General features: G+C 60.6%; 11 protein-coding genes. 9 read left to right on the top strand and 2 right to left on the bottom strand.

Annotated elements, in window-relative coordinates:
* Positions 1–7: 7 nt before the first annotated feature.
* Positions 8–916 (bottom strand): complex I NDUFA9 subunit family protein, encoded by a 909-nt coding sequence (locus RIE53_12585; GenBank protein MEQ9105519.1) that lies wholly within the window; start codon positions 914–916, stop codon positions 8–10.
* A 133-nt stretch (positions 917–1,049) separates the two neighbouring features.
* Between RIE53_12585 and RIE53_12580 the strand changes: the two genes are divergently transcribed.
* From RIE53_12580 to RIE53_12555, 6 genes are all read left to right on the top strand, one after another.
* Complete coding sequence (locus tag RIE53_12580; GenBank protein MEQ9105518.1) at positions 1,050–2,627, top strand: LamG-like jellyroll fold domain-containing protein; 1,578 nt, start codon at positions 1,050–1,052, stop codon at positions 2,625–2,627.
* A complete protein-coding gene (locus tag RIE53_12575; protein ID MEQ9105517.1) occupies positions 2,624–3,313 on the top strand; it encodes a metal-dependent hydrolase in 690 nt (229 codons plus the stop codon). Before RIE53_12580 ends, RIE53_12575 begins: the two co-directional genes overlap by 4 nt.
* On the top strand, positions 3,310–4,242 hold the full coding sequence (locus RIE53_12570; GenBank protein MEQ9105516.1) for a hypothetical protein: 933 nt from the start codon (positions 3,310–3,312) through the stop codon (positions 4,240–4,242). The genes RIE53_12575 and RIE53_12570 overlap by 4 nt, the downstream gene beginning before the upstream one ends.
* Positions 4,239–4,736: a metallophosphoesterase family protein gene (locus RIE53_12565; GenBank protein MEQ9105515.1), complete on the top strand. Its 498-nt coding sequence runs from the start codon at positions 4,239–4,241 to the stop codon at positions 4,734–4,736. Before RIE53_12570 ends, RIE53_12565 begins: the two co-directional genes overlap by 4 nt.
* A complete protein-coding gene (locus RIE53_12560; GenBank protein MEQ9105514.1) occupies positions 4,729–6,459 on the top strand; it encodes a SpoIIE family protein phosphatase in 1,731 nt (576 codons plus the stop codon). The genes RIE53_12565 and RIE53_12560 overlap by 8 nt, the downstream gene beginning before the upstream one ends.
* Positions 6,460–6,526: 67 nt before the next feature.
* Positions 6,527–7,003 (top strand): DUF6252 family protein, encoded by a 477-nt coding sequence (locus tag RIE53_12555; protein MEQ9105513.1) that lies wholly within the window; start codon positions 6,527–6,529, stop codon positions 7,001–7,003.
* 28 nt (positions 7,004–7,031) lie between these two features.
* Here the strand turns inward: RIE53_12555 and RIE53_12550 are convergent, their stop codons facing one another.
* Positions 7,032–8,408, bottom strand: coding sequence for a M28 family metallopeptidase (locus RIE53_12550; GenBank protein ID MEQ9105512.1), 1,377 nt, complete (start codon positions 8,406–8,408; stop codon positions 7,032–7,034).
* Positions 8,409–8,669: 261 nt separating this feature from the next.
* Between RIE53_12550 and RIE53_12545 the strand changes: the two genes are divergently transcribed.
* The 3 genes from RIE53_12545 to RIE53_12535 all read left to right on the top strand — a co-directional run bounded on the left by RIE53_12545 (position 8,670) and on the right by RIE53_12535 (position 11,293).
* Complete coding sequence (locus RIE53_12545; protein MEQ9105511.1) at positions 8,670–9,059, top strand: hypothetical protein; 390 nt, start codon at positions 8,670–8,672, stop codon at positions 9,057–9,059.
* Positions 9,059–9,634, top strand: a complete 576-nt coding sequence (locus RIE53_12540; protein ID MEQ9105510.1) for a hypothetical protein — start codon at positions 9,059–9,061, stop codon at positions 9,632–9,634. The genes RIE53_12545 and RIE53_12540 overlap by 1 nt, the downstream gene beginning before the upstream one ends.
* Before the next feature lie 132 nt (positions 9,635–9,766).
* Positions 9,767–11,293, top strand: coding sequence for a hypothetical protein (locus RIE53_12535; GenBank protein MEQ9105509.1), 1,527 nt, complete (start codon positions 9,767–9,769; stop codon positions 11,291–11,293).
* The last annotated feature ends 129 nt before the right edge of the window (positions 11,294–11,422 follow it).

Raw genomic sequence — 11,422 nt, 5'->3', positions numbered from 1 at the left:
AGCCGTCTCAGCCGCGCAGATAGGAAAGCGTCTCCGGCGTGAACGGTACGGGTTCAATCCCGAACGTGTCCACGTATTCCGCCGGGTCACAGGTATTCCCCTCCAACAGCATGCGGAACTGGTCTATGGAGATGGGAAGCGCCCATCCGCCGAACAGGGTCACAAGAGGTTCCATGAGGGCGGCCGGTTGGCGGATCATCGGTTTGACGGACAACCCCGCCCCGCCCGCCATCCGGCGCAGGATTTCGGTATAAGCGAAGGCTTCGGGTCCGGCCACACAGAACGTCCGTCCGTGGGCACGGGGCTCGTCGACCGCACGGGCGAACGCCAGGGCCACATTCTCGACGGCGACGGGCTGCATTTCGTATTTCCCGTCCCCGAAAATGGGCCAGACCGGGAACGGACGCAGCAGCGTGGACGCCAGACGAGTACAAAACTCCTCCTGGCCCGGCTCCGGCCGTCCAAAGACCAGGGAAGGCCGCAGGATTACCCAGTGGGCGAATCCGGCGGCGGCCACCGTCTGCTCGGCGTGCCACTTGCTGGTCTGGTACTCCGATACGCCATCCGGCCGAGCTCCGTTGGCGCTCATCTGGACAAACGCGTTGACGCCTGCACTTCGGGCAGCCTGCACGACGTTTTCCGTACCCTTCCGGTGGACGGCATCGAACGTGATGCCTTTGGATGGCTTCTCATCGATGATCCCGACCAGATGGACGACGGCATGGACACCCTTCATGGCGTCACCGAGCGATCCGGGTTGCAGCACGTCACCGTGCGTCCATTCCATGGTGGGCCACGCTGCCGTTTCTTCGGGACGCGAGCGGGACAGGCCCCGTACGGTATGACCGCGCTCGACGAGCGCGTTGAGGACATATTTTCCGATGAAGCCGGAGGCTCCGGTAACCAGAACGTGCATGGCGGCAGGGTGTGGGGTATGAGGTGTTCGCTGTCCTGAATGGTGTCACGAGGCGCACCAATGGGTGCCTGGACCAAAGTACATTGCTTGACTCGGCCCGTCCAGTCGAATACCTTGCAGTGTCCATTTGCCCATGGTCATCAAGTCTATCATATCGCACACCCGACTCGCGGTGTGTCAGATGGTTCTCGTCGCGCTCGTGGCGGTTCCGTCGGCCGCGCAGGTCCGTGTCGTACACGTCCCCAAGGCCGTTGCGATCGGTCAACCGGTCGTATTGTACGTGCAGGTGGAGGCCGACGGCCTGGTCATTGAATCCTCTTCGGCGTACCGCGTGAATACCGTCCGATACAGGACATATGCCGGGTGGGCCCATGCGCGCATTTCGGTCGAGGATCAGGCTTGGATGATGGATGCGTCGGGTCTCCGGAATGTGGCTGTAACGGTGACGGCCACGGAGGCGGTCCGGGATGCGACGCTGTTCATCCGACCGGTCCAATACGCCGAGGAAGACCGCCGAATCGTACGCGGCGCACCCGTGCGACTTGCGCTCCCGGAAAGTCGGCCGGCTCTCCGCTCCCCGTTCAGGCATGGCGTTTTCGATTCCAAAACGCCGTCCAACGGCATCGTTCGTGAAGGGCAGTCCATCCCGGAACATCACACCCTGGAGTTCTGGATGCGAACCGGCTCCACGGACCAGGTCGTAGCCACATCATGGACGGGACGCGAATCGGATCCGTATCCCTTCGAGGTCACCGTGGACGCATCCGGACACGTTGTCGCCTATCGGGGCAACGGGCGGGAGCATGTCTCGCTGCGGAGCCCCGGACCGGTTGCGGATGGCACCTGGCATCATGTGGCCGTGGTTTCGGGGAAGTGGTGGACCTTGATGATTGACGGGGCTGCTGCCGATTCGCTGCTCGCGCGTCGCCTGCCGGCAGGCACCAAGGCGTTCCGGGCGCCCGTTTCGTTGGGAGGCGCGTTCACCGGCGCACTCGACGAAGTCCGGCTGTGGGACAGGAGTTGGACACCGGGTCAGGTCCGTTCCCGCATGCGTCAGCATTCGACGACGCTGGTGGATTCGCCGCTCCTCGTGGAGTCCTTTGAATCCTCCGGCCAGCGGACCGTGCGGTCCGACCTCATGCTGTTTCGTCCACCCCGTGACATCCAGGTCAGCTTCCGTGAAACGGGCATGACGCTGACATGGCAACCGGGTGAGCCCGGTGTCCGGACGTTCATCGTGGAGCGGTCCGGATTGGATGGGGAATTCGAAGCCGTCGCGCGGATGGACGGTGGCGTCGTGGCCAACACAGATGTCGTGTCCTGGCAGGCGGACCGCCCGGAGTCCGGTATACGGTATTACCGCATCCGCCAACTCCACGCCAACGGGGCCGATGTGGTCTCGGCCGCCATCAAGATCGGTGCCGGCGTGGAGCAGCCGGAAACGGCACTGCCCGCACGCATCACCGGGAACTATCCGAATCCGTTCCGGGAGCGAACCATCATCACCTATGCCGTCGACCGACCGGCGTACATCCGAATTTCCGTCTGGGATCTTTCGGGGCAGTTGGTCCGTGTGCTGCTTGACGGCAATCGGCCGGTCGGAACGCACGAAACCATGTTCATTCCGGACGATCTGCCCAGTGGGACGTATTTTGCCCACATGGAAGTAGACGGACGAACGCAGACGCACAGGATGGTGGTAGCCAGATGACCCTCACGTATTTCGGACATTCCGCATTCCAACTCGTGGTGGACGGGACGACGGTGCTCGTGGACCCCTTCCTGGGCGACAATCCGCACACGGATCGTTCACCGGACGACGTGCACCCGGACGTCATTCTGCTTACGCATGCCCATGGAGACCATTGGGGCGACACAGCGGCCATCGCACGCCGGACAGGGGCCCTGGTCGTGGCCAACTACGAGATCACGCAGTATTTGACCGCCCGTCACGGACATGAGAACGTGCACGGCATGAACACGGGAGGGTCCTGGACCTTTCCCTGGGGACGCGTAACCATGACCTGGGCGCTTCACAGTTCCTCGTTTCCGGACGGGACCTATGGGGGCAATCCGGGCGGATTCATGATTGAAGCCGGGGGGCTGTGCGTGTATGCGGCGGGGGATACCTCCCCGTTCCATGAAATGGTCTGGCTGGGGACGGATTTTGACATTGACTATGCCCTGCTTCCGATTGGAGATTGTTTTACGATGGGCATTCCAGGGTCCCGCCGAGCCGCCGACATGTTGAACCCCCGCATTACCATTCCCGTGCACTACAACACCTTTCCGCCCATCGAAGTGGACTTGGCGGCATGGGAGCGGGAATTCAGCGAAGCGGGCCATGACACCCGTGTCATGGCACCCGATACCAGCATGGACCTGCGAGGGGCATGATGGGCGGACGCACCCGGATCCTGCTGTTGTTGCTGCTGGTGGGCACCACCCACACGGCCACGGCCCAGCGTCCGGTGCAGATGTTCGACCCGTTCTATCGCGGCGAATCGGCCGGTCGCACGTTCTACGACACGTATGCCCTTACCGCGGAATTGACGTATCGCCCCCCGGGATTCCTGCAGGCCGATGAGGCCGTCGGCGGTTCCGGTCCGGGAATCGGAGCCGAACCCATCGGACTGAACCTGCTTTTCGAGTACCGCCTGGCCAGCGCCCTGGATGCGGGTGCCTACATTGACGCATCGGGCAATGCGGCCGGACGTTCCCTGGATCTGAGCTGGTTGATGCTCAAATACCACCGGCATCGGGACGGGGTGGATTACGCCGTCCGATTGGCCGTCGACCCGTCGTCCGATGCGCGGGGTGGTTTTCCGCAGATGGACCTCGGTTTCCTCTATGCCGCCCCATTGGCATCCACAGTGTCCACCGATTTCGGGATCGGCGTGCGCAGGGTGCAGGTCGGGTTCCAGGAATTGGTGCCGGTACCGCCCGGGCTCGTGGACGAGAATGCCTTCGAACCCATTCCCCCGGGACCTGTGACCGAACTGCTGCGTGGCCGGGCCGTCGGCTGGGAGTTGCACATGACAACCAGCTATCGCGTGGTGTTCGATCCCGGCGGCAGCAACCTGTTCCTGTTGGCCCTGGCGCAGACGGGCTCGTACGATGTGGTGGAGTGGACGGTCGACGACGGGAACCGGACCACGACCGGATACCGGGGCGGAGTGGTCCTGCTGCGCTCAGGACTCGAGATTGCCCGGCCGTCCTACGTGTTCATGCCTTATGTGAGTCTTCCGCTCACGCAGTGGGCACCCGAATCGGGTGAGTGGCCGGGCAAGCGGGCCCGGATTGGTGTCCGGTTCATGCTCCGATGATCATTGGCATCCTGTCGGACACCCATGGATGGTTCCACCCGAATCTGGCCACCTACCTGGCCGATGTAGACTATATCCTGCATGCCGGTGACGTGGGCACGATCGACATTCTCGATACCCTCCGGACCCTGGCGCCGGTCCGTGCGGTCCATGGCAACGTGGACGGGTGGGACATCCGTCATGAGGCTCCCGAGCACCAACATTTGTTGCTGGGAGGACTACGTATATGGATGACCCACATTGCCGGAAGGCCCGGTGCCTGGCAGCGCGGCATGGGAAAGGCGCTTGCAGACGAACCACCGGATGTGTTCATATGCGGGCACAGTCATATACTTCAGATAGAACGCGTACGTCGCCTGGGAGGTATGCTTTTCCTGAATCCCGGTGCGGCCGGACGACAGGGGTTCCACCAGGTAAAAACGTGCGTTCGTCTCCATGTGGATGACGGGCGGGCACACAAAGCGGAAGTGATCCATCTTGACGACCATGAATGATACCAGCAGAACCGACCGTTTCGACCTTCGCGCCCTGTACGAGACGAGTCAATTGCTCAGCTCTTCGCTCGACCTGGAGTTCGTATTGAGCAACCTGTTGCGGACGGCCATGGGCAAATTGTTGGTCACCAAGGGGGCAGCCCTGCTCTACGATCCGCTCCAGTCCAACTACTCGGTGGGTGCCTCCAAAGGATTGCCCAAGCTGGGTGCAGGTACGCGTGTTGCGATTGCCGACATGGACGTCACCCGGGTTATGACGGGAGATGACGTGCCTGTGGAACTGGCCGAAAGGGACATCCGCCTGGTCTTTCCGGTGGCCTTCGGGCATCGGGAAATCGGACTTATCGGCCTCGGAGGGAAGTTCACGGGTGAGGCCTTTGACGAGCAGGAGCTGGAGTTCATGGCTTCGCTCGTGAACATGTCATCCGCGGCCATCCACAACTCGCTGATGGTCGAGGAATTGAAGCTGGCGAACCGGGACCTGGATGCCAAGGTCCAGCAGTTGAACACGCTGTTCGACCTGTCGCAGGAATTCAACTCCACGGTGGACCGGACGCGGCTGGTCAAACTGCTGACGTTTGCCCTCATGGGGCAGATGCTGGTCAACAAGCACCTTTTCCTCATCCGGTCCGTGGGCGATCACGGCGAGGATGATTCAGGTGTGAACGTGGTCACCGCGAAAGGCATCAACCGCAAGGATGTCACCCCCGAGGTCATCCAGGAATTGTGCGAGCTCAAGGAAATGATCCTGCTTGAGGGCGAGCACGCAACCGGCGTGTTTTCAGACCTGGCCGAGAAGGGGTTCACCTTGCTCCTTCCTATCCGCCATAAGGGAAAGACGGGGGCCATATTGTGTCTGGGCTCCAAGATGACCGGTCAGGACTACCAGCCTGATGAGGTGGAATTCCTGTACGCTCTCGGCAATCTGGCCTTCGTGTCGCTCCAGAACTCCTATCTGGTGGAGGAACAGATCGAAAAGGAGCGGCTGGAGGAGGAAATGCGGCTGGCACGGGACATCCAGGAGCGCCTGCAGCCGAGTTCCCTGCCGTCGGTTTCGGGCCTGGAGACCGACAGCCTTGCGTTGCCCAGTCGTCACGTGGCCGGGGATTATTTCGATGCGGTCAAGTTGGATGAGCACCGGATGTTGTACGCCATCGCGGACGTCACCGGAAAGGGCGTGCCGGCATCGCTCCTGATGTCGAATCTGCAGGCCTGTCTGCGGATCCTGTGCCCCCTGGATCTGGACCTGACCACGGCGACGGCCCATATGAACCGGGTCATCTGTGAGAATACGGGCTACGACAAGTTCATCACCTATTTCCACGGGATCTATGACACGCGGGACGGATCCTTCGTGTATGTGAACGCCGGTCACAACCCACCAACGCTCGTACGGGCCGACGGCAGTTTCGAATTGCTGGAGAAAGGCGGGTTGCTGCTGGGTGTGATAGCCGGAATGCCCTATGAATCCGGGACGGTCACGTTGAAAGATGGCGATGTCCTGGCCATGTTCACGGACGGCGTGACGGAGGCCATGAGTCCGGAAGGGGAGGAGTACGGCGAAGAGCGATTGGAGCCGTTGCTCGTCGCGAACCGCGAGAAAACCGCCAAGGACATCCTGGAGACGCTTCGCAGGGAAGTCATGGCGTTCACGGACCATGCTCCGGTACTGTCGGATGACTTTACCATCATCGTACTCAAGAAAATACCCGTGGAAGGGTAGGTTCCGCGTGTTTTGCGTCCAGTAGGTTGCGGGGCAAGGTGTCACATTCCCAAACCTTCCCTGAACCATGCAATACACATCCTTTTTCCGATTCCTGTTCGTTGCCCTTTTTGCGCTGACGCTGACGGCCTGCGATTCCGGTGGTGACGGTGACGGCGATACCGGTCTGGACAGCGCCGGTACCCTCAAGGCCACGGTTGCCGGTCAGTCGTTCGATGCGGTCCTGGTGGTAACGACCTGGCAGAACGGGGTCCTCAGCATAACCGGTAATCTGGGTGCCACCCAGGCGGGCAGCAACGAGCAACTCAGCATCACGCTCAACGCCGCCTCGGTCGGATCCCACAGCTTCGGGATCGGTGGTGCCATCGGCGTCTGGGCAACGGGTTCCCTGACGGCCCTGGACGGCTACACGGCGCTCAGTGGCACGTTGAACATCACGACACTGAGCGACAATCGGGCCGTCGGTACGTTCTCCTTCACGGGTCGCAACAACAATGGCGACCAGATCCAGGTCTCCAACGGCGAGTTCGACGTAAAGCTCTGAGCAGGATCGGGGTCAAGACGCCCTGGACTCAGGGAAACACCACCACGCTCTGGTTTCCGTCCTTTCCGACGGACGATACGCCGAACAGGTAGTTGTCAATGACGACGCCTTCGAGCGTGTACGAGGTCGTTTCCGGCCCCAAAAACCGGGAATATTGCCATTGTGGCGCCGTGGTGTCCCTCCAGTGGACCAGGTATCCGGCGAGATGCGGGTCGTCCACGGCACGCCATTCCAGGGTGGTTGAGGGCTGTACGGCGCCGCGGACCCGGACTTCGCCCGGCTGCCGCGGCGCCGCAGCCAGTCCGGCCAGCGTGATGGCGTTCACGGCCGTCAGCCGGGCGGCGTAGTCGGCATTCACCCCCTCGACGACATCCCCGTAGGCAATGCCGTCCTCCATTCGGATGTCCTGGTGCTGCCGATCGTAGTGTTCATGCATCTCCATGATGCGGATGCCGGCGAACCCGGCATCGTTGAACGGCCGGTGGTGTCCGCCGCGGCCAAATCGGTCCAGTCGGTAGATAAGGACCGGATTCATTTCCGGCATGTAGGTTTGTGTCATTCGGTGGACGTACCTCGCCAGCTGGCGCGAGACGCCATCCACTTCTCCACCGGTGAATCGCCGCCGGTTCCGGTCCCGTTCCGACTCGGTCACGGGTGTCGGCTCCGAAAAAATGCGGAATGCACGGTTGTCGATGACGCCGTCAATACCCTCGATATTGCTGATCATGTCATTGTTCAGGACACCGATGACATCCCATCCTGCATCCACGGCGACCTGTGCCATGTGCGCGCCGCCCCAGAGCCCCTGCTCCTCACCGGACAGGCCTACGTAGACGATCGAGGCAGGAAACCGGTAGGCCGACAGCACACGCGCCGCCTCCAGAACCCCGGCCATGCCCGAGGCATTGTCATTCGCGCCCGGTGCATCGGTGGAATCGTCTGTCGCGCTCGATGCGCGGGAATCAATGTCCCCGGCCATGATGACGTAGCGGTCAGGATGCAAGGAGCCGCGCTGTATGGCCAGGACGTTCACCACCTCGACGTCCCGAACGGCCCGGGAGGACGAACCGGCTTCAATCCGCGAGGTCTGCGTGCGGACCTCGAGGCATCCGCCGCAGGCGCTCCCGATGGCCTCGAATTCCGACGCAATCCATCGGCGTGCCGCACCTATGCCTCGCGTAGCCGAGAGCGTATCGGAAAACGTGTTCCGCGTCCCGAATCCTGCGAGTGTCTGGATGTCGGCAAGGATCCGGTCGGGTGAAACCGCATCGACAATGTCATACATCCGCACGTCGACAGCTGGTGGTGCGGTGATTGACTGCGCCTGTGCTGGAATCGAAATGAACAGGACAGACAGAAGAGCGAGCAATGTCGACGAACGCGCGTCGTGAACGGCGTGGGGCATGGGAGTGACCGGCGATTGGAGGTTCACACCCACGCTACGAAAAAACTCAGCCTCGTTCAACGCACGGGGCGTTGACGAGGCCGATGGTGCAGACAGGGGACGAAGGGCATACCCCCTCAAATATGACCCTCGCCCCCGGGCTGTCTGCACGTTGATTGGAGCATCGACCAACGCAGTCCGCGATTTAAGCTTCGCCTTAACAAATATGCATTGTGCTCCGATACTGATAACGAAATCCGAACCTGAAACACGACTCCGGCCGTGCCACAAAGTCTTCTTGCATTCCTGGCGATGATGATCGCGACGATGGCTGCCTTCAATCAGATGAGCGCCAAGCTCGGGTCATACAACGAAATGATCTACTCGGAATTCGAGTTGATGGCGAATGCCGTGGCCATTGACCAGATGGAGCGGATAGACCTCCTCACGGATTACGAGGACCTGGAGACCTGGGACAGCGCACTCGTCGAGCGTTCCTTCGAGTCGGGCTCGCGGACCGTGACCTTCGATCTGGCCATCACGGTCCGGTGGGTGGACGATGAGGGAAATCCGTCCGCCATTGAAACGGACCAGAAAGAAGTGGAAATCCAGGCCATGGAAGACCACTTTTCCCGGGTCATGGTCACCCACAGCCGCATTTTCAGCGACTGATGCAGCTGCTTCTGGATCACATATCGTCGGTCATGATTGCGTCTGCGGTCATCCTCATCGTGCTGACCACGCAATTCCAGGCTCAACGGTCGGCCATCGAGCAGACGGTGGCCTATGCGTCAAAGAAAATCACCCTGGACCTGGCCACGACACTGGAACAGGAATTGGGATTGATCGGCGACGGTACGGACGAAACCATTACGACGGCCACCACCAACGCGGCGGGTGAGACGTCTTCCTTCGTCTTCTGGCGCGAGAATGAGGCCGGGGTCGATACAGAGTATGAGTACCGGCTCACGGAAACCGAGGAAATCAATATTGCCGGTGAGACCGTCCAATTGTATCGCCTGGACCGGCTGGAAGGCGGCGTTGTCGTGGGGGGTGGAGGCAGCCGCATAAGGCATTTCCGGATTACGATGCTCAATCCGGCGGGAAACGCGACGACGGATGTAGCCTCGGCGCGTCTGCTGCGCGTGGTTGTAGTGAACGCCTTCCCGTTCGGGATGGGCGAGGATGCCTACCTGTTCGAGAGCCACTGGGGCATGACCATCAACCCGATGAACCTGGACACATGACCCAAGCGACCGCGCCCTCGACCCGTCGAAATTTAACATTTGGACACACGCCGACGATACTTCTGATACTCCTCAACAAATTCTCAGGTGATTACCGTGGGTAAAGCGGTTCTATTGATCGTTCTGGGTTCCATGATGGCCGCTACGGCCATGTTTGTGGGACGGGAACGCACGGCGGTCGACACGGCTGCCGTCGAAGCCGATTACGAAGCGCGCGTGTTGGCACGCGAGGCCGCCCATTCGGCATACAATGTCATTACCGGCCGTGTGAAGCGCGACTTCGAAGGCTATCGCGGTACGGAATCCAATATCGAATACCGGGGTGCGAAGTACGATATTTCGGCTGTGGACGCCGACGACAATACGGTGGTGATTACGGCCATCGGCAAGTACTCGGGCTATGAGCACAAGATTGTGGGTGCGGCCACCCGCGGTGGTACGCGTCGTCTGGATGCCCTGACCCTGGACGGTGGATTCGCCGACCTGGACTTCCGGGACGACTACCTCATTTCCGGTACGGACCTCAAACTGAACGGTACCCGGGCGTCCGGCCCGGATGTACATGCCATCCTGGTTACGAAGTCGAGCGTGTTCAACACGGTCCAGTTCGAATCGTCGTCGGACAAGGTGGTTGGCGTAGGTGGCGAACTGGATATTCTCTCCGGCGCTACGCTCATGGATCTGGATGCACTGGAATCCGCCATCCTGAATTATTCGGGCGGGTCTCTGATCACGGCATCCGGGGCAACAGTGTTTGATTCCGGGACGCTGGGATCACCGGCATCACCCAAGTTGGTCCGTGTGGCCGGGGATGCGACCCTGTCGGATACGTTCGTCGGCTATGGTGTTCTGTATGTAACCGGGGATTTCGTGATCGAGGACAATGCCCGTTGGAATGGACTCGTTCTCGTGAACAATCCCGCCGGAGCAATACATGTCCTCCGCGACGGAGGCTCCATCATGGGGGCGGCTGTCTTCCGGACGGCCATGGACAGTGGCGACGACGATGATGACGACGACGGCGACGACGGTGAGGGCGAATGTGAAGAGGACAAGTCCGGCAAATCCAAGAAGAGCGACAAATCCGCGAAGTCGGATAAGTCGGACAAGTCGGACAAGTCCGCCAAATCCGATAAGTCAGGCAAATCCGCGAAGTCCGCAAAGTCCGCGAAGTCCGCGAAGGATTGTGAGCCCAAATCCGACAAGTCGGACAAATCAAAGAAGAGTGACAAGTCGGACAAGTCAGACAAGAGTGACAAATCGGACAAGTCAAAGAAGAGTGACAAATCCAAGAAGCTCGCCTTCATCAATTTCGATTTTGCCCGTCCGGCTTTCGCCAAGGCTCCTGTCTACCAGGACGCGGTCGTCTGCCACGTTCCGCCAGGAAACCCTGCCAACAAACACACCATCACGGTGGGTGTGTCCGCCGTTGCGGCCCACCTTGCCCACGGCGACACAGAAGGGGCATGCGAAGATGACATTCGAACGGAAGAGGGTACTGAAATGGCCTTCACCATTCGTGATGGTGCCCAGATCCTGTACAGCACGGAAGCGCTGAACATGGCAGCCGAACTGATTGGCTTCCTGGACATCGGTGACAATACGGTAACGGTCCAGCGGATTGAGGATCGGATCATCCTGGATCCGGTTGCGCCATAAGACTGAATCCTGGAGAAATACCAAGTTATCCACAACAGGGGCGGGGGGGAGGGTTTTGCCCCAACCCCCCCCAGTGCTAAAGGACAACCCCCCACAAATATGGGGGGCAGGTTATCCCACCGGTGTGGC

The organism is Rhodothermales bacterium (assembly GCA_040221055.1).
In the GTDB taxonomy this organism is placed as follows: domain Bacteria; phylum Bacteroidota; class Rhodothermia; order Rhodothermales; family UBA10348; genus 1-14-0-65-60-17.
Note: the sequence above shows the minus strand (reverse complement) of the source record. Positions and strands in the feature narration are given on the sequence as shown.

Excerpts from the sequence above, each read along its gene's own strand:
- RIE53_12570 (MEQ9105516.1), top strand. The coding sequence starts at position 3,310 with ATGATGGGCGGACGCACCCGGATCCTGCTGTTGTTGCTGCTGGTGGGC.
- RIE53_12575 (MEQ9105517.1), top strand. The coding sequence starts at position 2,624 with ATGACCCTCACGTATTTCGGACATTCCGCATTCCAACTCGTGGTGGAC.
- RIE53_12550 (MEQ9105512.1), bottom strand. The coding sequence starts at position 8,408 with ATGCCCCACGCCGTTCACGACGCGCGTTCGTCGACATTGCTCGCTCTT.
- RIE53_12580 (MEQ9105518.1), top strand. The coding sequence starts at position 1,050 with ATGGTCATCAAGTCTATCATATCGCACACCCGACTCGCGGTGTGTCAG.
- RIE53_12565 (MEQ9105515.1), top strand. The coding sequence starts at position 4,239 with ATGATCATTGGCATCCTGTCGGACACCCATGGATGGTTCCACCCGAAT.
- RIE53_12540 (MEQ9105510.1), top strand. The coding sequence starts at position 9,059 with ATGCAGCTGCTTCTGGATCACATATCGTCGGTCATGATTGCGTCTGCG.
- RIE53_12555 (MEQ9105513.1), top strand. The coding sequence starts at position 6,527 with ATGCAATACACATCCTTTTTCCGATTCCTGTTCGTTGCCCTTTTTGCG.
- RIE53_12560 (MEQ9105514.1), top strand. The coding sequence starts at position 4,729 with ATGAATGATACCAGCAGAACCGACCGTTTCGACCTTCGCGCCCTGTAC.
- RIE53_12535 (MEQ9105509.1), top strand. The coding sequence starts at position 9,767 with ATGATGGCCGCTACGGCCATGTTTGTGGGACGGGAACGCACGGCGGTC.
- RIE53_12585 (MEQ9105519.1), bottom strand. The coding sequence starts at position 916 with ATGCACGTTCTGGTTACCGGAGCCTCCGGCTTCATCGGAAAATATGTC.